This window comes from Nesterenkonia sp. AN1 (assembly GCF_000582475.1).
Taxonomy (GTDB): Bacteria; Actinomycetota; Actinomycetes; order Actinomycetales; family Micrococcaceae; genus Nesterenkonia; species Nesterenkonia aurantiaca.
Window position 1 is genome coordinate 271525 of record NZ_JEMO01000006.1, and the last position, 23780, is coordinate 295304.

The 23780-nt window shown below is 67.1% G+C and carries 23 protein-coding genes and 1 tRNA gene; 7 read left to right on the forward strand and 17 right to left on the reverse strand.

What is annotated here, in order from left to right; all coding sequences use genetic code 11:
- Nucleotides 1–107: 107 nt before the first annotated feature.
- Nucleotides 108–180, reverse strand: a tRNA-Glu gene (locus BG28_RS05110).
- Between the two features lie 106 nt (nt 181–286).
- Between BG28_RS05110 and BG28_RS05115 the strand changes: the two genes are divergently transcribed.
- The gene (locus BG28_RS05115; protein WP_051501012.1) at nt 287–652 is read left to right on the forward strand and encodes a metallopeptidase family protein; all 366 of its coding nucleotides are present in this window, start codon (nt 287–289) and stop codon (nt 650–652) included.
- 668 nt (nt 653–1320) lie between these two features.
- Nucleotides 1321–2958, forward strand: a complete 1638-nt coding sequence (locus BG28_RS15610) for a C40 family peptidase (RefSeq protein WP_161634798.1) — start codon at nt 1321–1323, stop codon at nt 2956–2958.
- Nucleotides 2959–3099: 141 nt separating this feature from the next.
- On the opposite strand, the gene BG28_RS05125 is transcribed toward BG28_RS15610, so the two are convergent.
- From BG28_RS05125 to BG28_RS05140, 4 genes are all read right to left on the reverse strand, one after another.
- A complete protein-coding gene (locus BG28_RS05125) occupies nt 3100–4269 on the reverse strand; it encodes a universal stress protein (protein ID WP_084479459.1) in 1170 nt (389 codons plus the stop codon).
- Nucleotides 4270–4441: 172 nt separating this feature from the next.
- Nucleotides 4442–5401 carry a glycerophosphodiester phosphodiesterase family protein gene (locus tag BG28_RS05130; protein ID WP_084479472.1) on the reverse strand — a complete coding sequence of 320 codons (960 nt, stop codon included), beginning with the start codon at nt 5399–5401 and terminating at the stop codon, nt 4442–4444.
- Between the two features lie 187 nt (nt 5402–5588).
- A complete protein-coding gene (locus tag BG28_RS05135) occupies nt 5589–6545 on the reverse strand; it encodes a hypothetical protein (RefSeq protein WP_133725650.1) in 957 nt (318 codons plus the stop codon).
- A 42-nt stretch (nt 6546–6587) separates the two neighbouring features.
- Nucleotides 6588–7334 (reverse strand): hypothetical protein, encoded by a 747-nt coding sequence (locus tag BG28_RS05140; RefSeq protein ID WP_369797194.1) that lies wholly within the window; start codon nt 7332–7334, stop codon nt 6588–6590.
- Nucleotides 7335–8335: 1001 nt separating this feature from the next.
- Here BG28_RS05140 and BG28_RS05145 point away from each other — a divergent pair.
- Nucleotides 8336–10435, forward strand: coding sequence for a BCCT family transporter (locus tag BG28_RS05145; protein ID WP_084479460.1), 2100 nt, complete (start codon nt 8336–8338; stop codon nt 10433–10435).
- A 160-nt stretch (nt 10436–10595) separates the two neighbouring features.
- Here BG28_RS05145 and BG28_RS05150 read toward each other — a convergent pair whose 3' ends face one another.
- On the reverse strand, nt 10596–11426 hold the full coding sequence (locus tag BG28_RS05150; protein WP_036474594.1) for an aldo/keto reductase: 831 nt from the start codon (nt 11424–11426) through the stop codon (nt 10596–10598).
- A gap of 234 nt (nt 11427–11660) precedes the next feature.
- On the opposite strand from BG28_RS05150, the gene BG28_RS14255 reads away from it, so the two are divergent.
- Nucleotides 11661–12293 carry a hypothetical protein gene (locus tag BG28_RS14255; RefSeq protein ID WP_051501014.1) on the forward strand — a complete coding sequence of 211 codons (633 nt, stop codon included), beginning with the start codon at nt 11661–11663 and terminating at the stop codon, nt 12291–12293.
- A gap of 9 nt (nt 12294–12302) precedes the next feature.
- On the opposite strand, the gene BG28_RS16140 is transcribed toward BG28_RS14255, so the two are convergent.
- The 7 genes from BG28_RS16140 to BG28_RS05185 are packed head-to-tail and all read right to left on the reverse strand — an operon-like array spanning nt 12303 to nt 17109.
- Nucleotides 12303–12596, reverse strand: coding sequence for a LytR/AlgR family response regulator transcription factor (locus BG28_RS16140; RefSeq protein ID WP_369797188.1), 294 nt, complete (start codon nt 12594–12596; stop codon nt 12303–12305).
- On the reverse strand, nt 12493–13092 hold the full coding sequence (locus tag BG28_RS05160; protein ID WP_235180973.1) for a LytTR family DNA-binding domain-containing protein: 600 nt from the start codon (nt 13090–13092) through the stop codon (nt 12493–12495). Before BG28_RS05160 ends, BG28_RS16140 begins: the two co-directional genes overlap by 104 nt.
- 42 nt (nt 13093–13134) lie before the next feature.
- Nucleotides 13135–14232, reverse strand: coding sequence for a histidine kinase (locus BG28_RS05165; protein WP_051501015.1), 1098 nt, complete (start codon nt 14230–14232; stop codon nt 13135–13137).
- Nucleotides 14181–14459, reverse strand: a complete 279-nt coding sequence (locus BG28_RS05170; protein ID WP_036474595.1) for a hypothetical protein — start codon at nt 14457–14459, stop codon at nt 14181–14183. The genes BG28_RS05165 and BG28_RS05170 overlap by 52 nt, the downstream gene beginning before the upstream one ends.
- The gene (locus BG28_RS05175; protein WP_036474596.1) at nt 14449–16134 is read right to left on the reverse strand and encodes a cation acetate symporter; all 1686 of its coding nucleotides are present in this window, start codon (nt 16132–16134) and stop codon (nt 14449–14451) included. The genes BG28_RS05170 and BG28_RS05175 overlap by 11 nt, the downstream gene beginning before the upstream one ends.
- Complete coding sequence (locus BG28_RS05180; protein ID WP_200869295.1) at nt 16131–16610, reverse strand: hypothetical protein; 480 nt, start codon at nt 16608–16610, stop codon at nt 16131–16133. Before BG28_RS05180 ends, BG28_RS05175 begins: the two co-directional genes overlap by 4 nt.
- Before the next feature lie 16 nt (nt 16611–16626).
- The gene (locus BG28_RS05185; RefSeq protein ID WP_051501016.1) at nt 16627–17109 is read right to left on the reverse strand and encodes a hypothetical protein; all 483 of its coding nucleotides are present in this window, start codon (nt 17107–17109) and stop codon (nt 16627–16629) included.
- Between the two features lie 282 nt (nt 17110–17391).
- On the opposite strand from BG28_RS05185, the gene BG28_RS05190 reads away from it, so the two are divergent.
- From BG28_RS05190 to BG28_RS16145, 3 genes are read left to right on the forward strand one after another with little or no spacing between them, the layout of a single operon-like run.
- The gene (locus BG28_RS05190) at nt 17392–17718 is read left to right on the forward strand and encodes a DUF4212 domain-containing protein (protein ID WP_036474597.1); all 327 of its coding nucleotides are present in this window, start codon (nt 17392–17394) and stop codon (nt 17716–17718) included.
- On the forward strand, nt 17715–18833 hold the full coding sequence (locus BG28_RS05195) for a VC_2705 family sodium/solute symporter (RefSeq protein ID WP_235180974.1): 1119 nt from the start codon (nt 17715–17717) through the stop codon (nt 18831–18833). Before BG28_RS05190 ends, BG28_RS05195 begins: the two co-directional genes overlap by 4 nt.
- A 26-nt stretch (nt 18834–18859) precedes the next feature.
- On the forward strand, nt 18860–19285 hold the full coding sequence (locus BG28_RS16145) for a hypothetical protein (RefSeq protein ID WP_235180975.1): 426 nt from the start codon (nt 18860–18862) through the stop codon (nt 19283–19285).
- 219 nt (nt 19286–19504) lie between these two features.
- Here the strand turns inward: BG28_RS16145 and BG28_RS05200 are convergent, their stop codons facing one another.
- The 4 genes from BG28_RS05200 to BG28_RS05215 all read right to left on the reverse strand — a co-directional run bounded on the left by BG28_RS05200 (nt 19505) and on the right by BG28_RS05215 (nt 23767).
- Nucleotides 19505–20362, reverse strand: a complete 858-nt coding sequence (locus BG28_RS05200; protein WP_036474598.1) for an NAD(P)-dependent oxidoreductase — start codon at nt 20360–20362, stop codon at nt 19505–19507.
- 145 nt (nt 20363–20507) lie between these two features.
- A complete protein-coding gene (locus BG28_RS05205) occupies nt 20508–21002 on the reverse strand; it encodes a hypothetical protein (protein ID WP_036474599.1) in 495 nt (164 codons plus the stop codon).
- 99 nt (nt 21003–21101) lie between these two features.
- A complete protein-coding gene (locus BG28_RS05210; RefSeq protein ID WP_235180976.1) occupies nt 21102–22403 on the reverse strand; it encodes an ABC transporter permease in 1302 nt (433 codons plus the stop codon).
- Entirely contained in the window at nt 22400–23767 is a 1368-nt protein-coding gene (locus tag BG28_RS05215) for an ABC transporter permease (protein ID WP_036474600.1), read from the reverse strand. The genes BG28_RS05210 and BG28_RS05215 overlap by 4 nt, the downstream gene beginning before the upstream one ends.
- Between the last annotated feature and the right edge of the window lie 13 nt (nt 23768–23780).

Consider the following 23780-nt stretch of genomic DNA (forward strand, 5'->3'; position numbering starts at 1 on the left):
CACAGGGATAAACTTTACCAGTCTCACCCCTGTTGCACAAAATCCCGCTTCCGCGAGCTTCGAACAACGATCTGCGGCGTGTCACCGCAGACTCCGTTTCACCGGAGTACCCCCAACGGGATTCGAACCCGTGCCGCCGCCGTGAAAGGGCGGTGTCCTAGGCCGCTAGACGATGGGGGCCCGATCCCTGATGGGAACCTCTAAAAGTTTAGGTCCAGCGACCTCACAGAGCAAATCCGCCGGCGGCGCTCCCGGCACCAGGAGTGAGTCTCCTTAGGATGGGACCATGCCCTTTCCCATGAGCGACGAGGAGTTCGACGCCGCCACCATAGAGGCGCTGGACAGCATTCCCGCGGATCTGTCCGGTCAGCTCGAGAATGTGGCGGTCTTCGTAGAGGACCGGTACGAGCCCCAGCCCTGGGAGGACCCTTCCACGGTGCTGCTAGGGCTCTACGAGGGCGTCCCGCTCACCGAGCGCGGCGGAGAGGGTTGGTCCATGCCGGATCACATCACCCTATATAAGGAGTCGATCCTGGCGATGTGCGAGTCCCGCGAGGACGTGATCACCCAGGTGACCATCACGGTGGTCCACGAAGTGGCGCACTTCTTTGGCATCGATGACGAAACCCTGCATCGCCTCGGCTGGGGATGAAAACTGCTGATTCGCAGGATTTACTGATGCCGATAACCCATTAGCACAGTCTCATTGCAATGTCCGGGAGGCTCAACCTTCAACCTACTTGAAGGTTGAGCCTAAGCCTTTATGCCTTTGCAGCCCCGGAATGACAGGGAAGTAGCCCTCACAGCTTGATCACAGGAACGACACGACCTGTTGCCAAGATGACAAATCCACAACTATCGTTACCGGCGTAGCGCCAAAAGGCTCGAATCGCGTTTCCCATCGTTTCGCTTCGGCCTCTGGATCACACGGCTATCACTGCAGGGCGATCTTCTTTTTGATTGACGGTATTAAAACCGCCTTTCCTCAGGTCCGCCTGGCCACGTGAGTCCAAGAGCTGAGGCACCGCGATTCGAACCTTGCCCCATGAGACGGGCTGCGGCGCTTCCCCAGTGAGGACTAAGTGAGGATCTACCGTGAAATACCGTCGCAATCTTGCGGTGGCCGCAGTTACTGCCGCCGTCGTGACGACAGCGCTGGTCGGGACAACGCTTCCCGATCTGGTGGCCGATCGTGCCGCCAATGCCGTCGAACAGAATGATAAGAATTCCGCAGACTCAGTCACTCTGACTGAACTTCCTGCGGTCCCTTCTGCCAAAGAGATCTCTACGGCCCGGGACTCATCCCAGGCGACAGAACAGATGATCGATGAGATCTCGGACCGCATCTCCCAGGCCAGCCAGCGTGCACTGGAGCTGGAATCCGCCATGCAGGAGGAACACCAGGCCGCCGTTCAGGCTCAGGTCGACGCCGATGAGGCTTCGGCTGCAGCCGACGAGGCCCGCGCCGCCGCCGAGGAGACTCAGGCGGCTGCCGTGGAGCAGCACCAGGAGCCCGAGACCTCTGTCGCGGAGGTCCTGCTCACTGAAGAGGACAGCCTCGCCGATGCCGCGACGGACACCCGGCTCCAGGAACAGGCCGAACAGAACGCCATCGACGCAGAGCAGGAGGCCGCTGAGGCCGAGAGCCTGGCCCAACAGGCTCGCCAGAACTCCACCAGCGCTGCCGAAGCAAGCGAGAATGCTGAACGCGCCACCGAGACCACCCGCACCGATGTCGAACAGGTCGGCGAGACGCTCCAGGGGCTCCTCGAGAACCTGATGGAGCTCGAGGGCTGGGAAGGCGATCTGCAGAGCTTCTTCGAGCAGATCCTGGGCAACAGCGAGTTCATCGACGAAAACGGCGAGGTCGATCACGAGCAGCTGAGCTACCGGATCACCGCGCTTCGTGCAGATGCCGAGCAGGCTCGCATCACTGATGAGGCCGCCGAGGCTGCAGCCGAGGCTGAGGAGGCCGCCGCCGCTGAAGCCGCCGAGGCAGAGGCAGAGGCCGTCGAAGAGGCAGCAGCAGCCGAAGCAGCGGAAGCAGCCGCCGCCGAGCAAGCAGCCGCCGAGCAAGCAGCCGCCGAGCAGGCAGCGGCTGAGGCAGCAGCTGCCGAAGCAACCGCGGAAGAGACTTCCTCGGAAGGTGCGGACGGGGAAGCCGCACCTTCCGAGGAGCCACAGCCGGCGCCTGCTCCGGAGCCCACGATCGCGTCATTCAGCGATCTGAGCACCGGCATGCAGACGCTCATGCGCCAGGGAGCTGAGCTGGAGTCCTCCTTCAGCGGAGGCGCTCAGGACTACTACCGGGCGGTGCTGAGCAACGGAGCACTGACCAACGCCGACGGCAACGCCTCCTGGAACAAAATGAGCTGGCACGTCGACTACCTCGCAGCGCAGGTCGAACCAGAGCCCGAGCCTGAGCCGACGCCAGAACCGGAGCCCACGCGGGCGCCGACCCCCGCTCCTGCTCCGGCACCCGCTCCTGCTCCGGCACCCGCTCCAGAGCGCACACAGGCTCCGGCGCAGACTCAGTCGCAGAGCCAGGCACCGGCCCAGCAGCAGTCCTCGAACGTGGTCCCGGCCAGCAGCAACTCCAACGGCGTTGAGATCGCGATCAACTGGGCCGTGGCCCAGGCCAACCGCGGCGATGTCAGCTACGTGTTGGGCGCCAACGGCCCCAACGCCTTCGACTGCTCCTCGCTGATCCAGCAGGCCTTCGGCCAGGCCGGCGTCAGCCTGAGCCGCACCACGTTCAGCCAGGTCAACGAGGGACAGGCAGTATCTGCGGGCGACATGCGCCGCGGAGACCTGGTGTTCTTCGGCAGCGCCAGCGCACCGGGCCACGTGGGCATCTACCTGGGCAACGGTCAGATGGTCGATGCCTCCAACCCGACCCGCGGCATCACCGTGCGGTCGGTCTACCAGACACCGTCAACTGTGCGTCGAGTGATCTGAACCAGCACACGCACCACCGAATAACCTCTCACTGGATCTCCCGCTCGCGGTAGGGCGGAGAGATGGATTGAAGATGAAGAGGGCTCCCGGCGTCGGACACCGGGAGCCCTCTTTCCTCATGTCTGCCTCGCGCGCATGGCGTCAGTCGCCGAGCACCGGTCCGAACTCGGGACGGTTCTGAAGCCGCGTGTCCTCGTTCTGCGGCACCACCATCAGTGGACCCTCAGCATGGTGCAGGACGCCCTGCGAGGTGGATCCCAACAGCATCCCCGCGAATCCTCCACGGCCGCGCGTCCCGATGACGGTGAGCTGCGCGCCGCGGGTCTCCTGGACCAGCACGTCCACGGCGGTGCCGTCGATCACCTGGGTGTCGATCTGAAGATCCGGGTAGTGGCTGTGCAGCCAGTCTCGACCCGCATCAAGCTTCTCGCGCAGCTCTTGGAGCGCGGCGTCGTTGTCGATGCTGGTCGGGATCCAGACCAGCGTCGCACCCACCGGGGGCAGCGCACACACGATCCGCAGGCTGGTGCCCCGCTCACTGGCCTCACGCGCGGCCACCAGGGCCGCAACTCGGCCGAAGTCCGAGCCGTCCACCCCGGCGGACACCGGACGAGGATCCTTGGCCCGGATCGGTTGGGCACCCTCGGCGATCATCGAGGCCGGCGCGGCACCGCCCGGCTGGGACGCGGCGCTCCCCAGCTGCGGCGATGCGCCCACAACCGGGATCGCTCCGGTGGCAGTGGTCACCGCGTTGGACTCCTTGGAGGAGAACTTCAGCGGGACCAACACGGTGGGGCACTTCGCGTGTGCCGGAAGCGCCGAGGAGACCGAGCCGAGCAGCCGCCCCAGGAACCCTCCCCTGCCCCGACTGCCGACCACCAGGACCACGGCGTCGTGGGAATAGTCCAGCAGCACTCCGGCTGGGTCCCCGGACTCGACCTCGTAGCGGACCTCCCCGGGGTAGTCACGCAGGAACTCCGCGGCCTGTTCGATGACCTTCTCTGAGCCCTGGCGCAGCGCAGAGTCGTCCATCAGCGCGTAGCCGCCGTCCATCGAGGAGGCGGCGAATGCCGGGATCGAATAGGCAGTGACCACGGTCAGCGGAAGCTGGCGGCGGTGCGCCTCTGCCGCGGCCCAGTGCGCCGCGCGCAGCGACTGCTCAGAGCCGTCCACGCCGACGACGACGCCGCGGGTCCTTCCCCGTGCCGAACCGGCGGGGCTCGGCGATGATTCTGGTGCGGGCGGGGGTACAGCGCGACCACTTCCCAGCGAGGCGCTGTCGGGGGCTTCACGGTGCGGTGCGGGGTTCATGGGAGCTCCTGAAGGCCGTGGTGGTCAGCTTGCGCCCATGATATCGCTCCATGTCCACAGGCACATCCGCGGGGGACCGCGTCGTGTGGGCTCAGCTCATCCAGAGCTCCGGCAGCAGCCCCCTGCAGTGGTCAATGCAGTGGCCAATGCAACGGCCTCGTGCAGCGGCTGGTCAGCCCCGACCGGCGGGGGTGACCGCCTGCAGCATGCGTGCGGGGTAGTTCGTGGTGATCTCCTGAACCCCGAGCTCCAGGAGCTGGCCGGCGTCCTGCGAGTCATCGACCGTCCACACTCGAAGTCGAGAGCCACGAGCCACCCAGGCCTTGACCTCGGCGCGGTGATCCTTGACGTAGGCGAGACCGGGCCCGGCGATCCCTGCTCGCCCGTTCCAGACCAACGCCTCGGAGTCGCGGAGGGTCCCGCGCATCACGGCGGCCACCACGGGCCGGACCGCCATCGCCAGGGGCATCTTCTCCAGCCGCTTCTGCACGTGCGCCTCGGTGACCGAGCTGAGCAGGGCGCAGAGCTTGTCCGGGGCCACCATGTCCGCGAGGTAGACCAGGGATCCGGGGTAGAAGCTCATGAAGGACACGGTCACCGCGTGCTGGCCGAATTCACCCGCCGGAATCACGGAGGTCTCTGGGTCCCATCCGAAGCGCAGCAAGGTGCGCAGCGCCTTGTTCTCCAGCCGGTCCCCATAAGGAGACGGGTGCTTGAGCTCCACGGCCAGGTCGAGGTCGCGTCCGGCGTCGATCATCAGCTCCAGGACGTCGGCGAGTGTCATCAGCTGCTGGTGGCGCCCGCCATAGTCACCGGGAAGCCTCGGGGTCTTCCAGCTGGTGAAGTCCAGGGTGCGCATATGAGCCAGGCTGAGCTCCGCCACCGAGCCGGTGCCGTTGCTGGTGCGGTCCACCGTGGCGTCGTGGAAGCAGACCGGTTCACCGTCCGCGGTCAGGTGCAGGTCGATCTCCAGGCCGTCTGCACCCTCCTCGATGGCCCGGCGATACGCCGCTCGGGTGTGCTCCGGGAACAGCCCGGAGGCCCCCCGGTGCGCGAAGATCTTGGCCCGCCGGCGGCGCAGTGCCGCTGGCTCACGCGCATCGAACGGGTCTGCCGGGGACGGAGCGCTCATCAGCGCTGCGTCCAGGCTGACCGGAGGAGCCGGTCGAAGCGGGCCTGCGGGATCTCGGTTCTGCGCGAGGTCTGTCATCACGGCTCCAGACTGGACCCAGAAGGACAACGGGCCGCGACGATCGGGGGGAACATCCGGAGAATCCTGAGTGAACATGGCATGAAGCGGTCCCGGGGGTGGAGTCTGCTCAGCGACGCGTCGCGTCGGAGGTGGGTTGGCTGGTTTCCAGTGCCTCGGCCGAGGTCTCGCCCTGCGAGCCGCTCTTGGACCGGCGCTCGGCGAGGATCTCACGCTTGCGCCCGCGCCGAGCCTTGCGCTCGGTCCGCAGCCGCTCACGCTCCAGCGCGCGCTCCATATCGGCCGTCAGGGCCGCTGGTGTCTGCTCCGGCAGCTCGCCGAACGTCTTGTGGGCGGACTTCACGATCTGGCTGGCCAGCCGGTGGTTCGCGGCGCCGCCGACGACCATCCCGATGCCGAAGGGTATGGCGCGGGCCAACATCGAGGTGCCGGAACGGATGAAGAATCGGCGCATGAACTGGCGCTTGATCTGATTGACCACCAGTCCCGAGACTCCAGTAGAGCCGGAGGAGATGTTCATCGGGACCAGGGAGGAGAACGGGCCGGCCCCCTTGCCGCCGGCCTGTTGGGAAAGCTCCCCCAGGAGCTTGCGGCCCTGATCGCCGAGCATCACACCCATCACCAGCAACTTCGCCCTTTCAGGGTCTGCGGTGCTGATCCCTGAGAGCTCGGCGATCGACTGGGCGTAGAGCGCGCAGGCTTCGAGGAAGCTGCCCGTGGCCGCCGCTGAGAGCCCCAGCGAGGTGACCGTGCCGACGGCCGGGACCGCTGCGGTGGCCCCGATCAGGGCACCACCGCCGGTCATCGCGCGGGTGAAGTCTTTGTCCAGCGCAGCGGCCAGCTGGCGGTTGGAGAGGCCGGGGTGAGCTTTGCGCAGCCTGCGCAGATTCGCCAGCACCAGCGGGCGCTGCACGGTCACGGCCCGGGTCAACCAGGTCTCCGCCCGCGGCGTCAGCTTGCCGGAATCGTCAAAGGCGTGACCCTTGACCATTGATGCCGTCTGCTGGGCGAAGAAGCCGGAAGCCGCAGTGCCCATGAGTTTCCCATTCGCTGAGGACTTCTTCATGGCCTCAGTCTAAGGTGTGACCCCGAGGAGTCGGGAAGCAATTCAGCTCCCGGCGATGTCCAGCCAGACGAGCCGGCCGACCGGAGCGTCTGGGTCTGCCGGATCCACCAGATTGAAGCCGAACTCTCCCTCTGCGGGCCAGAAGACGCCGGAGCTGTCGATATCGAGGTCGGTCGCGGGCAGCACATAGGAGGACCGCACCGCATCGCCGCCGGCCAGGCCGTGGGTTGCTTGGGGATCAACTGCGGCGTCGCGGCGCTGCGACAGGGGCTCTTCCGTGACCGCCTCAGGCCCGGGGTCCTGGATGGCGCCTCCCTCGAGCAGCGAGGCGAGCGCCGGAACCTGATCGCCCGGCCAGGTCTGCAGCTCCTTCGCGTCGGCGAGGCTTCCGGCGAGCACGAACGGGGTGCCGGGCTCGAGACCGCCGTAGGTGCCCTTGTCGTCATAGAGGTACCAGGAGGCTCCGGAGATGAACTCAGCGACCATTCGACGCTGGTCCTCGCTGCGGGCCACGTCGGGGCTGGTGGGGCCTGGGGGGCTGGTGAGATCGGTGGCCACGACATGCACGTGCCCGGTCTCGCCGGGAACCTCGAGCGGAATGTCCCACAGGCTGGTGCTGGGCAGCGCAAGCACCGACTGTTCCAGCTTCGAGAACTCGTCCTCCGGGATCGAGTTCTCCGGCATGTCCTGCCAGAGGAAGTCCTGGAACGTACGGACCTCATCCTCGACGATCGGGTGGGTGGAAAACACAGCCATGCCGCGCTCCCCCGCATAGCGGCCATAGCCCAGCGCGTCGCGGGCCCGCCGATCCGTCCGTCGCCGTCGAGATCCGCGCCAGACTCGATGCCGGAGTTGGTCGGTGCGGTGTAGACATGGGGGTACGTGATGCCGGACTGGCCGTTCTGACCGCGAGAGAGGTACTCCTCGTTGACGGTCGCCGCGATCTGCTGCTGCTCGTCATAGCTGAGTCCGGTCAGCACCAGCACGTCGGGAGCGTTGACCTGAACCGTCTCGGCCAAGACCCGGGCCTGCGGGTGCATGCCGCCGTCGAGCTCCTCCAGCACCTCCGCGGAGGAGCCGCCGCGAATCTGGGCATGCAGGGTGGCGACCCGGATATCGCCAGAGGTCTTCTCCACGGTCGTGGCGGGCTCCAGGGACTCAGCCCTCGCCAGGGGTTGTCCCGGGGTCGGATAGAAGGGGGCGCTGCTCGCACTCCCACCACTCTCGACATTGCTGCTGGTGGGGTCACTGCTGCTGGGGCCGCCTGTGGGAGTTGCGGCGTGCGCGCCGGAAGATCCTGCCACCATCAGGCCGGTCACAAGGCAGCCGGCGAGGCCGCTGCGCAAGGATCCTCTGGCCCGCAGCTCAGATCGTTGCTGGCCATTGGGCATGGGTTACACCGTAGTGGGGCACCCCGGCCGTGCCAACCCCAGGACGCTGCTGAGGCAAACAGTTATCAAGGCGTAATAGTCGAGCGGCGAGATGCATGAGCTCGCACTGCGGAGCTGAACCGTACGGTGACGGAGGTCTCCTGGGGCCGCAGCAGTTGCATTACAAGACCATAGAGTGTGTAAATAGTAGACGAACGCTACACCTTTGTGAGTGCACGACACTTCTGACGACGACGCAGAGCTCTGCTGACTGCCGCACCGGGACCAGGGGAATCACCCCGCCGCTGCGACCACGGAGCCGACGTCGTCGTTTTCTGTGTCTGGAACGAAGGACAAGCTGCTCGCTGAATCATCTCGCACACAACTAGAGAACACTCTCACCTGACTGAGGAGGACTTCATGGCTTCGCAACCCGAAGCTCGACTACGGGACTGGTCGCCGGCTGATGCCTGGCGCGGCCTGAACAAGCCCGTATTCATCCCCGCCGTGCTCATCATCGTCGCCGGCCTGATCTTCGCCACCCTCTGGGGAGCGTCAAACGGCGCCGAGGCTTTCGAGACGCTGAACTCCGGCATCGTGGAGACCGTCGGCTGGTGGTACGTCCTGACCGCCACCGGCTTCGTGGTCTTCGCCCTCTGGGCCGGAGCCTCCAAGGCCGGCAACATCCGCCTGGGCCGCGACGACGAGAAGCCTGAGTTCTCGCTCGGCTCCTGGTTCACCATGCTCTTCGCCGCAGGCATGGGCATCGGACTCGTCTTCTGGGGTGTGGCCGAGCCGCTCTGGCACTTCATCGCACCGCCGGATGTCACCGGAGCTGTCGGCGTGGACGCCGACGGTGTGATGATCGAGGCCGGAGAGGCTGCCAATATGGGGTCCGCCATGGGGCAGTCGATGTTCCACTGGGGCCTGCATGCGTGGGCGATCTATGTCGTCTTCGGCCTCGGACTTGCCTATATGACCTTCCGCCGTGGACGCCCGCTCTCCGTGCGCTGGCTCCTGGAGCCGGTCTTCGGACGCAAGCTCATCGAATCCTGGGTCGGTCACGTCATCGACGTCATCGCCATCGTCGGCACCGTCTTCGGCATCGTGACCTCCCTGGGCATCGGCACTCAGCAGATCGCGGCAGGACTCGGTTTCATGGGGTGGGTCGAGGACCCGACGAGCAACATCTTGCTGACCATGATTGTCGTGGTCATCATGGCGATCGCCACCTTCTCGGTGGTCACCGGAGTGAACAAGGGCCTGAAGTGGCTCTCAAACTTCAACATGGTGCTCGCCGCGCTTCTCGCGCTGTTCATCCTGATCGCGGGCCCAACCCTGTTCCTGCTGCAGTCGATGGTGGGCAACCTGGGTGAATACCTGATGGCCTTCCCACAGCTATTGTTCGAGACCGGCGCAAGCTACGCCGGTGGCGAGGATGGCGGCTGGTCCGCCGACTGGACCATCTACTACTGGGGCTGGTGGATGAGCTGGGCACCCTTCGTGGGCATGTTCATCGCGCGGATCTCCCGAGGCCGGACCATCCGCCAGTTCGTGATGGGAGTGCTGCTGGCACCCACCCTGGTGGGTCTGATCTGGTTCACCATCTTCGGCTCCTCCGGCATCTGGTTCCAGATGACCGAGGGCGCCATGGTGGGCGAAGACGGCGAGATCGACACTGTCGGCTCCACCTTCACCCTGCTGGAGCAGCTCCCTCTGGCGTCGATCACTGCGGTGGTGGCCATTCTGGTGATCGCGATCTTCTTCGTCACCTCCGGAGACTCCGGCTCGCTGGTCACCGATGTGCTCGCCTACGGCGGGCGCACCGAAACCCCCAAGCTGACTCGGGTCTTCTGGACCGTCTTCATCGCGATCACCGCCATCGTGCTGCTGGCCGCCGGCGGCGGAGAAGCGGCGGATGCGTCACTACGGGTGCTGCAGGTTGCTGCCATCAGCGCGGCGGCTCCCATGTCGATCGTGATGGTGCTCGCGGTGATCGCACAGGTCAAGATGTTCAACTACGAGACCGCCACGATGCCCCGCTACGTCCGGATCCGGCCCACGGCGAGCAAGGCTGCCCTGGTGGACACCGCGCGCAGCGCCTCCGGCGGCGGGGACTCGACCCCCGGTGTGCACCGGAACCTGCGTTCGATCCTCACCGGCCAGCGCGCCGCCTTCAAGGGCTTCCTGGGAGGCACCTCCGCCACGCTGGCGGGACTGGACAAGCACACGTCCAAGGAGTCGGCGATCTCGACCCCGTTCGCCGCCGATGACATGGTGTTCGCGATCCAGGACGTCCCGTCCCACTCCACCGTGGTCAACCCCGAGACGGGGACCATCGGCTGGGATGAGGACGTCGCCTTCACGGACCCGATCGGCGATCAGGTCTTCGAGACCCCGGAGTTCACCCAGTCCGCCACCGGTCAGCAGTGGGAATCCGAGCAGATCTACGAGGAGGCCGTCGGCAACGCCGAGACCGAGCCGAAGCCGGATAGGACCGAGGAGAACACCCGGCGCTGATCTGCGGGTGCCGGTCGAGCGCCTCCCCGCAGGCGCTGGGCTGAGACAGAGCAGGGCCCCAGTTCGATCTGAACTGGGGCCCTGCTCTTCTCTGTGCCACCACCGAGGGTCTGCAACACGGCCCAGGATCTGCGCTCGCCCAGGGCTCGGCGGCAACGATTCAGGAGGGGTTGAACTCTCCCGGGTTGGGGCCGGTCCGACCGTCGCGCTCGAGTCCGTCGATGGCGGTGAGCTCCTCCTCGGTGAGCTCGAAGCCGAAGACGTCGAAGTTCGACGCGATACGCTCCGGAGTCACCGATTTGGGGAACAGGATGCGTCCGCGCTGCAGGTGCCAGCGAATCACGACCTGCGCGGGGGACACCTGGTGCGCCTGGGCCGCGGAGACCACGGGCTGATCCTCGAAGACCGCACCCTGGGCCAGCGGGCTCCAGGCCTGCGTCTTGATGCCGTGCTGCTCGTTGGCCTCCTGGATGTCGCGCTGCTGCAGCGCCGGGTGGATCTCCACCTGGTTGATCGCTGGAATCACAGTGCCCGCCTCGGCCACGCGCTCGAGGTGCTCGGGCAGGAAGTTCGAGACGCCGATGCTGCGGGTCAGCCCTTCGGCCTGCAGCTCCTCCATCGCCTTCCAGGCATCGAGGTAGGCCTCGTCGGCCGGCGCGGGCCAATGGATCAGGTACAGATCCACGTAGTCCAGGCCCAGCTTCTCCAGCGAGGTGCGAAGCGCCTGCTTGGTGTTTCCGGCCTTGAAGTCGTTCACCCAGACCTTGGTGGTGATGAAGAGCTCCTCGCGGGGGATTCCGGAGGCGGCGATGGCGCGTCCCACGCCTTCTTCGTTGCCGTAGACGGCAGCGTTGTCGATATGCCGGTATCCGACCTTCAGCGCTTCAGCGACCACCTTCTCGGCGTCGTCGGCCGGGACCTGCCAGACCCCGAAGCCGAGCTGGGGGATCGCGGTTCCATCATTGAGTGTGATCGTGGGAACAGTAGCCATCGGCAACCTCTCTCATCCTGCGTCTGTGTCTGAGGGCAACCGTGCCCTCGTGTTGTGTGAACCACGCAACAGTCAGGATCATTCCATGCGATTGATCCCAGCGGGAGCACTGCACCAGATGCCTCTCGAAGGGCTCTCCTCACTGGTCAGCCGCTGAGCGCGGGCCTAAGCTGAGACCATGGGAGCACACCGCCCCCGGGGCAGTTCCCCCAAGTGCAGATCAGAGGATTCATCATGGCCGCAGAGATCACCGCATCACGACGACGAGCCACCGGGCGCACCCTGCTGATCGTCTCAGCGCTCGGCGCCGCGGGTTTCGCCGGCTGGTCACTGGCTCAGCTCCAGCTCACCACCTCCGAGACGTTCCTCGCGGAGGCCTGGCACGCGTTCGGGCTGATCGTCTTCGCGGGGCTCTTCGCCCTCGTCGCCTGGCGCCCCCGGGCCTACCCCGGCCTGATGGAACTGACCATCGTGCACAGCATCGGGATGTTCGTGCTGGCGCTGACCAACCAGGAGGCGGCCGGCGCGACCGCGACCATGATCCTGCATGGACTGCTTGCCCTGGCCCTGCTCATCGCCTATGTGGTCCTTGGCTGCATCAAGGCCTGGGGGCGTCAGCCGGCGGCGCAGCAGCCTGCCCCGGCATCCGCGAAGCGCCCCGAGGTCGCGCGAGCTTCCGCGACCGCCGGAAGCTCCCCGGCGAAGGGGCAGCAGGACCGAGGCAAGGCGCCGGAGAGCGGCCCCCGAGGACTGGACCAGGCTCCTGCGCCCACGGCGCAGCCGGGCACGGCTCCCGGTGGGCGGTCCGGCACCGCGCCGACCAGGCCGATGCCGCAGGCGTTCCCCGAGGATCACCCGCGCAGCTAGCCGCAGCGCTCATACCCCGAGGCGACGGCGCAGCTCGGGCGCGTGCCGGCGGGAGACCTCCACTCGGCTGCGCTGACGGTCATTGAGCACCAGGACCAGCGCGCCGCGGAAGTCTGGCACCAGTTCCCGGACGTAGCGCAGATTGACCAGATACGAGCGGTGCACCCGGAAGAAGTGACCTTGGAGTCGACGTTCGAGCTCATTGAGCGAGAAGGAGACCAGCACGCGATCGTCGGTGAGCTTCAGCGAGGCATAGCCGCGCGCCGCCACCGCATAGACGATCGCCTCGCCGTCCACGAGCACCGTCCTGCCGTCCTTCTGCACAGGGATCCGCACCAGCTGCTGCGCCGGGCGCGTGGCCGGCGCGGCGGGCCCTGGCACGGCGGGCGCCGGGGGCGGTCACGGGTGAGGATGCGGCCTCGGCGCCGGCGAGCGCCCGCTGCACGGATCGCTGGAGTCGGTCGGCGGAGAACGGCTTGACCAGGTAGTCCGCGGCCGCGAGGTCGAAGGCCTCCACGGCATGATCCGGGTAGGCGGTGGTGAAGATGACCTGAGGCCGCCGCACCCCTTCGGGAGCGCTGGCGCCGCGCAGCCGCTGCGCGACCTCAAGCCCGCTGAGCCCGGGCATGCGGATGTCGAGGAAGACCAGGTCATAGGCCAGGGAGTTCAGCAGCAGGAGCGCCTCTTCACCATTGGTGGCTTCTCCCACCACCTGGACGCCGCCGATCTCCTCGAGCAGGAACCGGAGTTCCTCGCGGGCAGGAGCCTCGTCGTCCACGATCAGAGCGCGTGGATGCATCCACTCAGTATAGGGGGAACATCCAGACCATTGTGATCGTCATCACCGCAGTGGAATCTGGAGCTCCACCACGGTGCCCCCGGAGCGCGGCGTCGAGATCGAGAGGTCGTAGCGGTCCCCGAACAGCGAGTTCAGCCGTTCCGTGATGTTCTGCAGACCGACGCCGGCGTGGTTGGGATCATCGGGCACCGTCTCCCCTCCCCCGAGGCGACCGGCACCGTCGGCCATCTGCGCCAGCACATCAGAAGCCATCCCCACCCCGTCGTCGCTGACCCGGATGCTCGTGGTGCGGGCCAACGGATCCACTCTGGCGCGCAGATGCACGGTCCCGCCAGCAGGCTTGCCCGAGATGCCGTGCTTGACCGCGTTCTCCACCAGAGGTTGGATCATCAGCACCGGCACCCGGGTGGTGAGCACCTGAGGGTCGATGTCGTAGCGGACCTTGAGCCGGTCCCCGAAGCGCGCCTGCTCCAACGACACGTAGGTGCGCACGAAGTAGTACTCCTGAGTGAACTCCGCATAGTGCCCCTCCTGGCGCACCGCGTAGCGGAAGAACTCGGAGAGTCGCAGCAGCAGCTCGCGGGCCTCATCGGGCCGGGTGCGGGCCTTCGAGGCGATGGTGTTGAGGATGTTGAACAGGAAGTGCGGGTTGATCTGGGCGCGCAGCGCGTTGAGCCGCGCGTCGGTGGCCAGCTGCTTCTCGCGGTCGAGCTCGGCGAGCTCCAGGTGCAGCGAGAGCATGGAGGCCATGTCCTCGACCAGCTGACGCGGCGGGATCTCGGTCTCTGCCTGGTAGACCCCGAGGGTTCCGATCACCCGGGCACCCACGCGCAGCGGCACGATCACCGCCGAGGTGACCTCGCAGTCGGGCTTCTTGCAGCCCACCCCGGCGCGGTCGCGGACCACCTGGGTCTTGCCCTTGGCGATGGTGCGCGGCGCCGCGGAGGTCTGCATCTGGGCCCCCTCACGATGGTGATCGGCACCAGGTCCCACATAGGCCAGGATCTGCTCCCGGTCGGTGATCGAGACCGCGTCGCCGGAGAGCATCGGGCGCAGCAGCTCGCAGGTCCGCCGGGCGGCCTCCGGGGTCAGTCCGGCGCGCAGCGGCATGGAGCGCCCCGCCGCGGCGAGGTTGCGCACCCCGCGGCTGACCTCGACCTCCCGGGGGGAGACCGGACGCTGACGACGCCGGCCGGTGGCCCGCGCAGCGCCGAGGGATAACCCAGCACCGCTGCGACCGTGAGCCCGAGTCCGAGTCCGAGGGTGGGCAGCATCGGCAGAGCCGGGTCCGCGAACACCTGGGTGCCGAGATAGACCAGCACCCAGATCAGGGTCACTCCGGCCGCCAACATCGCGCTACCGCGCATCCACGCCTCCTCGGGTCAGTCGGGCCATGCGCTCCGCGCGGCGGTCCGCGGCAGTTCCATGCATCCGCACCCAGTGCGCCTGCACCCCGTCGGGTGCCCTGGTGCGCAGCGAGACCAGCACCACCACCACCACCGTGATCGGTGCGACCACCAGGGTCGGGGCGGCGAGCAGCTCGCGCAGCCAGTCGGTCTCGATCAGCCCGGCGGTCATGAACATGGACACCGAGAGGACCGCCCCGGTGAGCAGGCCGGCCAGGGACCCGGCCGCCGTCGTGCGGTGCCACCAGATCGCGAGCACCAGCACCGGGGTCAATGCTGATCCGGCCACGGCGAAGGCCCAGGTCACCATGGTGGCGACCAGCGAGGGCATCGCCGGGGCGAAGGCCTCGGGACGCAGTGCGATGGCCAGGCCCGCCGCGAGCGCGGCCCCCAGCAGCGTGGTGATCCTCCCGGCCCAGACCGCCTGGCGCTGCGTGGCGCGCGGGTTGATGTGGCGCTCGTAGACGTCATGGCCCCAGGTCGCCGCCGAGGCCAGCAGCAGTCCGGCCACCGTGGACATCGCGGCGATCAGCGCGGCAGCGGCGATCAGACCCAACCCGGTCTGCTCGCCGTAGATCCTACCGAGCACCGGCAGCGCGTGCTCCGGAGTATGCAGCACCCCGTTCACGGTGAGCTCCTGAAGCCAGGGCCGGCCCGCGACGGCGTCGGGGATGATGTCCCGGGCGGCGGTGCCCAGCATGATCGCCATCGCGTAGAACGCGCCGATCAGCGCCAGCACCCAGACGGTGGTGGTGCGCGCGGCCTTGCCGGTCGGTGAGGTGAAGTACCGGTTCATCACATGCGGCAGCCCGGCGGTGCCCAGCCCCAGGGTGACCACCAGCGCCACCTGACCCAGCGGCCCGTAGCGGGCCCCGGGCTCACCGAAGAGCGCCGGCTCCCCCGGGTGCATGTGATTGGTCTCCTCGGTGAGCGTCCACTCCTGCCCCTCTGCGCCGCCGAGGGTGGGATTCGCCAACGGGGCCTCACTCAGACTCTGCACCGCCTCCCCATAGCGGAAGCCGTCCGCGGTGACCACCACGGCGAGCCAGACCAGGGCGGCGAAGAGCAGCAGAAACTGCACCGCCTGGTTCCAGGTGGTCCCGCGCATCCCGCCGAAGGCGACGACGACGGCGACCACAGCCGTGGAGAGCAGCACCCCGGTCGCATAGGGCGAGAGTCCCAGCAGGCCCTGCCCGACCAGCAGCTCCCAGGTGATGCCGCCGCCCACCGACTGCGGCACCAGATAGCAGAGGATCACGAGCTGGACCACGCCCACCGAGGCCAGCCGAACCGGGCCCGAATCCATCCGGCGGCCGAGAAAGTCGGCCAGCGAGAACTCTCCGAAGCGGCGCAGCGGCGCGGCGATGAGCAGCAGCACCGGCACGAAGCCGGCGGCGAAGCCTACGGCGTACCAGGCGCCGTCCAGTCCCGAGACGTAGACGGCTGCTGCCACCCCGAGGAAGGAGGCGGCCGAGAGGTAGTCCCCGCAGATCGCCCAGGAATTGGTCATGACCCCGACCCGCTGGCCCGCGAGGTAGAAGTCCACGGTGGAGGGGCCCCGAGGTCGGCTGATGAAGGAGACGCCGAGCACGACGATCAGCACTGCGGCAAGCGTCACCACCGCAGTCGAGGTCATCGAGGATCCTCCGTGCCGAGCGTGGCGCCGGGCGCCGGACCGGACGCATCGTCCTCGTCGTGGAGTCCCTGCTGGCCCCCCAGCATGCGTGACTCCACCGAGGCGCTGAGTCGGGCCGCAGCAATGCCGATGACGGCGAACGCCAGGTAGAGCCCTCCGGCCGCGGCGACGAAGCCGGGGCTGAGCTCCCCGAAGACCCGCGCCTCGGTCCACCACTGCAGCGTCATGGTCAACACCGGGAACGCCGCCACCAGCACCAGGAAGACCAGGAAGTAGGCCAGTGCCACCCCGCGCTGGGCGCGGAAGGCGGCATCGACCTCGGCGGGGGTGTCGCGGACATCCTTGTCAAAGACGAAGGCGGCGTCATCCGGGAAGACCGGATCAGAGAGCTCGCCGTGAGGAAGATGTGCGCTGGCCGGTCGAGGCTGTGGCTGGGATGATTCCGGCGTCGAACCCGCGGAAGAGGGTTTCACCACCGCTGGCCATATCCCCTCAGGCGGGGAGCCACGTCCGGTACATGCTCCACGCCGACTTCAGCAGCACCACGGCACCGCCGCCGGCGAGGACGAGCCCCATGCCGGGAAGCAGTCCGCCCCAGGCGCCGGAGCTCGCCGAGAAGGCCAGGAGGTTCCAGGCCTGCAGCAGCACAATGCCTGCCACGATGAGCCCGGGGATCGCGGCGTGCGCGATCGCCAGCTTCCGGCGCGGCACGAATGCGCCGGCGAAAGCCAGGAAGCCCACCGCCAGGGTGATCACGCCGGGACCGTCGGTGCCTCGCAGCACATAAGTCTCTCCGGTGACCTGCTCCATGAAGGGAAGGTAGACCCAGGGCAGGAACGCGGAGACGATCATCATGAGTCCGCCGAGGATCATCGCCTTGCTGCCGGGATGAAAGACGCCCCAGCCGGTGGCGCTGCCAGCCTTCAAGCGCGCAGTGATCCCGCCGTAGATGCCCTTGTCCGCTGTGGTGGTCATGTCGCCATCCTAGATGTGATCAGCGCCACAGGCGAAGCCTGCTCCGGAGAACCTGACCAGCGGCGGCATTCCCGCGCTGAACGGCAGATTCTGGTCCGCGAGCGGTCATTCTCGCCGGATTCTCCGTTCAGCGCGGAATTCATGCCGCTGGCAAACACAGATACACCGCTGGAGGTCCCCGGACTTGTGATCCGCGCCACATTTTGACTGTCTTAGACCAGTCCCTGCGCATCCGCGCGGGTGAATCGCCCCGCACTACTCGCACTAGGAAGGGAGCCTCCCATGTCCGATGTGGCACATGAGGGAACCTCCGGCGGTCCGCCAGAGACGGAGGACACCAGTTGGCGCAAGCGCTACTGGAAGAAGAACCTCCGACTGATGATCACGCTGCTGGTCATCTGGTTCACCGTCTCATTCGGCTTCGGCATCCTGCTGATCGAGCCGCTCAACAACATCGTGATTCTCGGCTTCCCGCTCGGCCTCTGGTTCGCCCAGCAGGGATCGATCTACGTCTTCGTGGTCCTGATCCTGGTCTACGCCCTCTGGATGGACAAGATCGATGATGAGTTCGGCGTCTCCGAGCGCAACGAAGAAGGTGGTTACAAGTGAACGAGACTCAGTTCTGGACCTTCTTCTTCATCATCCTGACCTTCGGCATCTACATCATCATCGCGTGGCGCTCCCGGGTGAAGGAGACCAAGGAGTTCTACGTCGCCTCTCAGGGTGTGCCGACCCTCGCCAACGGCGCCGCGGTCGCGGCAGACTGGATGAGCGCCGCCAGCTTCATCGGCATGGCGGGCCTGATCGCCTTCCTGGGCTCCGACGGCTCGGTCTACCTGATGGGCTGGACCGGCGGCTATGTGCTGCTTGCACTGCTGCTGGCTCCCTACCTCCGCAAATGGGGCAAGTTCACGGTGCCCGAGTTCGTGGGCGACCGCTATTCGGAGTCGGTGCGCATCGTCGCGGCCGTCGCCGCGATCGTGGTCTCCTTCACCTACGTGGTCGGCCAGATGGCCGGCGGCGGCATCGTCTTCAGCCGCTTCCTGGGACTGAGCATCGAATGGGGCGTGGTGCTGGTCGCCGTCGTCATCTTCATCTACGCAGTCCTCGGCGGCATGAAGGGCATCACCTACACCCAGGTGGCGCAGTACACCGTGCTGATCATCGCCTACCTGATCCCGGCCTTCGCCGTGGCCTACCAGACCACGGGTATTCCGGTTCCGCAGATCTCCTACGGGCAGATCCTGGCAGAACTGGACTCGCTCAGCGTGGAGTTCGGACTCAACGAGTTCACCGAGGCGTTCTCGGGCCGCGCAGGCGGCCAGATCGACGTATTCCTGGTGACGCTCTCGCTGATGCTGGGCACCGCCGGCCTTCCGCACGTGATCATCCGCTTCTACACGACCAAGACGGTCCGCGGTGCGCGCTACTCGGCCTTCTGGGCGCTGTTCTTCATCTCGCTGCTCTACCTCACGGCTCCTGCCGTGGGCGCCTTCACCAAGCTGAACCTGCTCCAGGGCGTGCAGGGCCAGGCACCAGACAACCTGCCTGACTGGATCAACACCTGGGCTCCGACCGGGCTGGTGACCGTCAACGACGACGTCGAGACGATCGGTACGGTCTCCAACATCGCCACCTCCGGGGCTGACCTGATCGTCAACAACGACATCCTGGTCCTGGCATCGCCGGAGATCGGCGGGCTTCCCGCTCCGATCGTCGGCTGATGGCCGCCGGCGGCATGGCAGCTGCCATGTCCACCGCGGCTGGCCTGCTGCTGGTCATCTCCTCGGCCGCTTCCCACGACCTGTACTTCCGGGTCATCAAGAAGACCGGCGCTTCGGAGAAGGAGCAGATGATGGTCGGACGCATCGCCATGGGCGTTGCGATCCTGTTCGCCATCTGGGCCGGCATCAACCCGCCGGCATTCGTGGCCCAGGTGGTCGCGTTCGCCTTCGGACTCGCTGCGGCGACCTTCTTCCCGATCCTGATCCTCGGGATCTTCTGGAAGAAGGCCAACGGACCGGGTGCCACTGCAGGCATGCTGACCGGTCTCGCGTTCACCGGCACCTACATGATCTACACGCTGGAGGTCTTCGGCACCGGCGCGAACGATCATATCTTCAACGTCTCCCCGGAGGCATCGGTGCGATCGGTGCTGCGCTCAACTTCATCGTGATCGTGGTGGTCTCCAAGCTCACTGCGCCCCCGAGCGAATACGTGCAGGAGATGGTCGAAGAGATCCGGTATCCGCAGACCCGAAAGGTGGATGTGCGTTCTTGACTCGGCCTGCTGCGGCAGACCACACAAGACAGGCGGCCCTGCGCTCCATCACTGGAGCGCAGGGCCGCCTGTCTGTGCGCCTGAGCCTGCCTGCCTGCCTGCCTGCCTGCTGAGACTACGAGGCGGTGCCCGAGGCGTCGCGCCAGGAGTGCTTCGGCGCGTAGCCGAGCTCCCGGCGGGCCTTCTCGATGGAGAGCAGCGTGTCATGGACGCCGAGCTCCCCGCGCAGCTCAACCTCGGGGAAGACCTCGGCGACGAGTTCGGCGTTCGGTCGGGACATCACGGTGTCTGCGGCGGCGATGATGTAGCGCTGGAATCCGGGGCCGGCGACCTCGAGCGCACGCTCGATCGCGTGAGCGCCGTCGCGCGCGTCGATGTAGCCCCAGAGATTCCACTTGCGCAGCGTCGCGTCTGAGTCGAAGCCGGGGAAATCTGCGTAATCCTCGGGGTTCATCACATTGGAGAAGCGCAGCGCGGTGATGGCCAGCTGCGGGTTCCAGCGGACCAGCTCGATGGCCATCTGCTCCTCGAGGTGCTTGACCAGCGAGTAGGTGGATTCGGGCCGGGCCGGGTACGCCTCGTCCACCGGGATGTACGGCGGCGGGGTGTCGAAGGGAAGCCCCAGCACCGTCTCGGAAGAGGCGTAGACGATCCGCTCGATCCCGAGCCGGGCTGCGGCCCAGAAGACGTTGAAGGTGGCGTTGATGTTGTTGTGGAAGGTGGCCACGTCGGTGCGGATCCCGGGAGCCGGGACGGCCGCCAGGTGCACGACCGCCTCCACGCCCTCGTGCTGATCCCCGACTCCCCCGAGCGCATCGATGACCTGGCCGTAGTCGGTGAGGTCAAGCTTCACGAAACCGGGGCCGCGGGCGCCTTCGACGTCGAGGCCGATGACTTCATGGCCTGCCGATCGGAGCTCCCGCGCCACGACTGTGCCGAGCTTGCCGGTGGATCCTGTGACTGCGATTCTCATGGCGCCTCATTCTGGTGTGTCGTGGGTCTCATGCAATCCAGTGCCCACAGTAATTCACCGCGGCAGCTGGTCAGGACATGAGGGGAGGTCAGGAGGGCGTCAGGCGGAGCGAGGGCGGGGGCCGCGGATCAGCATGAAACGTGGATCAGCGGGGGTCGCGGCCGAGGCCGAGCGCGTCGAACACCGCGGAGGGCTGGGTCAGGCACCAGCTGAAGACCGGGTCAGGGTAGATGATGCCCACCGCTTCGTCTCGATCGAGCACCAGCAGCGGCTGCGCTCCGGAGACGCGGTAGCGGGCCAGCACTGCCTCGATCGGATCCTCCAGGCCCAGCGGCTGGGGTGAGGCGCCGACCAGCGCGGCGCACCGCTTCTTCTCCCACTGCTCGGGGTGCTTCCCGGCCACCTCGCTCAGGGCGGCCTCGGTGATCAGCCCCATCGGCTGGTGCGAGAGCCCCACGACCAGCACGGCCGCATCCATTCCCCGCACCAGAGCTGCGGCATCGCGCAGCGGTGCGGTCATGGAGACGACTGACTCGACGCGCGACATGAGATCCATGACGCGCATGATGCGGGAATCCTGCGGGGGAACCGCGGTGTGCCCGCCGGAGGGCCGGGCGATCGGATCTGAAAAATGCTCCATAAGCAACCCTTGAGTAGTGGATCAAGAGCCCGTTGCTTGAGCTGGTCAGAGCCTATACGGAAGCTCGGCTGCGGTAAAGACGAGCGATCACCACCTGCGCTATTTCACATACGGGGTGCCGTTGGCCGCAGGGGGCCGGACCCGCCCCACGAAGCCTGCCACCGCGAGGATGGTGATCAGATAGGGCAGCATCAGCAGCGCCTCCGAGGGCACGGGTGTCCCGATGGTGGCCAGCGTGTTGCCCAGCGAGGTGGAGAAGCCGAACAGCAGCGCGGCCAGCAAGGCTCCGATGGGGTGCCAGCGGCCCAGGATCATCGCGGCCAGGGCGATGAAGCCCGCGCCTGCCGACATCTCCTTGCCGAAGGCGAGTCCCTGCCCGATGGTGAAGAACGCGCCGCCGAGACCGGCGATCGCCCCACCCAGGATCACGTTGTAGACCCGCATCCGGTTGACCTTGATGCCCACGGTGTCCGCGGCCTTGGGGTGCTCGCCCACCGCACGGGTGCGCAGCCCCCAGCGCGAGCGGAACAGGAAGAAGTTGAGCAGTCCCACGATGAGGTACATCAGGTAGACCAGGATGGTCTGGTTGAACAGCACCGGGCCGATGACCGGGATCTGCGAGAGTCCTGGGATCGGCAGTCGCGGCAGCTGCTGCCGGGCATTCCACAGCTCGGGGTTCTGGGTCAGCGCGGTGGAGAAGAGGAACCCGGTCAGTCCGATGATCAGCACGTTGAGCACCACGCCGACGATGATCTGGTTCACCTGGTACTTCACCGAGAAGAACACAAGCAGCGCGCCGACCAGCGCGCCGGCGATCGGGGCGAAGACCAGTCCCATGTAGGCGCTGGTGAACACCGAGGCGGCGACGGCGGCCAGGAAGGCGCCGGCCAGCAGCTGGGCCTCGATCGCGATGTTGATCACGCCGGAACGCTCGCCGACGAGTCCGCACATGGCGCCGAAGATCAGCGGCACCGAGAGCGCCAGCGCCCCGGTGAGCATGGTGACCAGCGGGATGACGGCACCTCGGTCGGCGCCGGCCCAGACCAGGAACGCGAGCACGAAGAGTACGCCGAAGAGCAGCGGCAGCCACAGGCGGGTCTGCACGCGACGTGACGCCTGCCAGATCGCGAGGCCGGCCAGCGCCACCAGGATCACCGCGAGGATCCAGCCGGCTGGACGTGAAGGCAGCTCCACCAGCGGGATCTCGAAGAAGTCTCCGCCCGAGGAGAGGCGGAAGTGAGTCCGTGCACCCGCCGGAATGGTCAGCGCGAAGAGCACCGCGAGCGCGGCCAGCACCGCGTAGGTGATCGGGTACTTCCAGGAGATCGGACGGACTCCGGTAGCCGACTGCTTGAGCGGGTCGGCCTGGACGGCAGCGGTGCTCACGGTCTGTTCGCTCACTTGCCAGGCTCCTGTGTCGAGGTGCTCGGGGACTCGGCGCTCGGAGGTTCGGCGCTCGATGCCTTCGAGGTGGAAGCGGTCTGCAGCTCGGGCTGCCTGGCCGAGGATGTGGCGGCCGAAGCTTCGGTCTTGCGTCGTGCGCTGCGTCGGCGGATCCGGGGGCGTCCATCGGCGTGGGGCAGGAAGAAGATGGCCCGCACCAGCGGCGGTGCGGCGATCATCAGCACGATCACTGCCTGCAGGACCAGCACGATGTCGATCGGGGTGCCGGTCTGCGCCTGCATCAGCACGCCGCCGGCGCGCAGCCCGCCCAGCAGCAGACCGGCCAGGAAGGTGCCCAGGGGCTTGGAGCGGCCGAGCAGCGCCACGGTGATGGCATCGAAGCCCAGGGTGCCCGCCACACCGCCGGCGAGTCGATATTCGGTGCCCAGCACGTGGGCGGCGCCGCCGAGACCGGCGAGGCCACCTGCGATCACCAGCACCAGCGCGGTGGCCTTGGGCACGTTGATCCCGGCGGTGCGCGCCGCCTCGGGGTTCTCCCCGATGGCGCGGAACTCGAAGCCCAGCGTGGAGCGTTCCAGCAGCCACCAGACCCCGATGGTGGCCAGGATCGCGATGAGGAACCCGGCGTGGAGCCGGAAGCCCGAGCCCAGCAGCGAGAAGAGCTGGGCGGATTCATCCACTGAGCTCGAGAGCGGCTGGTTGGAGCCGGTCTGCTTGTACCACTGCTGCTGCAGCAGCCAGGCGAGCAGGTAGATGGCGATGTTGTTGAGCATGATCGTCACGATCACCTCATTGGCCCCGGTGCGAGCCTTCAGCACACCGGCGATCCCACCCCAGATGGCACCGCCGAGGATGCCGCCGGCGAGGGCGAGCAGCACGTGCAGCCCCGTGGGCAGCGACAGCGCGTAGCCGAGGAACCCGGCGGAGGTGGCGCCCAGGATGATCTGGCCCTGCCCGCCGATGTTCAGCATGCCGGAGCGGAAGCCGATGGCGATGCCGAGCCCCGCGAGGATCAGCGGCACCGAGTAGACCATGGTCTCAGTCAGGGGCCGGATCGACCGAGCCGCCGAGGGGGCCTGCCAGTCGAAGACTGCCCCGCGGAACAGCGCGGAGTAGGCCTCGCGCAGCACCTGGAAGGAGGTCTCCAGGAAGGCAGTGGGCTGGGCGAAGAAGTAGCTCAGGCTGGCCTGGACATCGCGGTTGGCGGCGAGGATCAGCACCGCGCCGACCACCAGGGCGACGACGACGGCGAGGACGGTGACCACCCAGGAGGTCTGGCCCAGCTCGCGCAGGGCACGCGAGAGCCGGCCCTCAGCCTCGGCCCACGGGCTCTGCTGCTCGGGCTTCGGGGCAGGGGTCATCCCCTGCTGGGAC

Coding starts and splice junctions, on each gene's coding strand:
- BG28_RS05175 (WP_036474596.1), bottom strand. CDS start 16,134: ATGACCTCGACTGCGGTGGTGACGCTTGCCGCAGTGCTGATCGTCGTG.
- BG28_RS05215 (WP_036474600.1), bottom strand. CDS start 23,767: ATGACCCCTGCCCCGAAGCCCGAGCAGCAGAGCCCGTGGGCCGAGGCT.
- BG28_RS05170 (WP_036474595.1), bottom strand. CDS start 14,459: ATGCGCGGTAGCGCGATGTTGGCGGCCGGAGTGACCCTGATCTGGGTG.
- BG28_RS14255 (WP_051501014.1), top strand. CDS start 11,661: ATGGCCGCAGAGATCACCGCATCACGACGACGAGCCACCGGGCGCACC.
- BG28_RS05190 (WP_036474597.1), top strand. CDS start 17,392: ATGTCCGATGTGGCACATGAGGGAACCTCCGGCGGTCCGCCAGAGACG.
- BG28_RS05200 (WP_036474598.1), bottom strand. CDS start 20,362: ATGAGAATCGCAGTCACAGGATCCACCGGCAAGCTCGGCACAGTCGTG.
- BG28_RS05115 (WP_051501012.1), top strand. CDS start 287: ATGCCCTTTCCCATGAGCGACGAGGAGTTCGACGCCGCCACCATAGAG.
- BG28_RS15610 (WP_161634798.1), top strand. CDS start 1,321: ATGATCGATGAGATCTCGGACCGCATCTCCCAGGCCAGCCAGCGTGCA.
- BG28_RS05125 (WP_084479459.1), bottom strand. CDS start 4,269: ATGAACCCCGCACCGCACCGTGAAGCCCCCGACAGCGCCTCGCTGGGA.
- BG28_RS05135 (WP_133725650.1), bottom strand. CDS start 6,545: ATGAAGAAGTCCTCAGCGAATGGGAAACTCATGGGCACTGCGGCTTCC.
- BG28_RS05185 (WP_051501016.1), bottom strand. CDS start 17,109: ATGACCACCACAGCGGACAAGGGCATCTACGGCGGGATCACTGCGCGC.
- BG28_RS05160 (WP_235180973.1), bottom strand. CDS start 13,092: ATGCATCCACGCGCTCTGATCGTGGACGACGAGGCTCCTGCCCGCGAG.
- BG28_RS05145 (WP_084479460.1), top strand. CDS start 8,336: ATGGCTTCGCAACCCGAAGCTCGACTACGGGACTGGTCGCCGGCTGAT.
- BG28_RS05150 (WP_036474594.1), bottom strand. CDS start 11,426: ATGGCTACTGTTCCCACGATCACACTCAATGATGGAACCGCGATCCCC.
- BG28_RS05130 (WP_084479472.1), bottom strand. CDS start 5,401: ATGAGCGCTCCGTCCCCGGCAGACCCGTTCGATGCGCGTGAGCCAGCG.
- BG28_RS05205 (WP_036474599.1), bottom strand. CDS start 21,002: ATGGAGCATTTTTCAGATCCGATCGCCCGGCCCTCCGGCGGGCACACC.
- BG28_RS16145 (WP_235180975.1), top strand. CDS start 18,860: ATGTCCACCGCGGCTGGCCTGCTGCTGGTCATCTCCTCGGCCGCTTCC.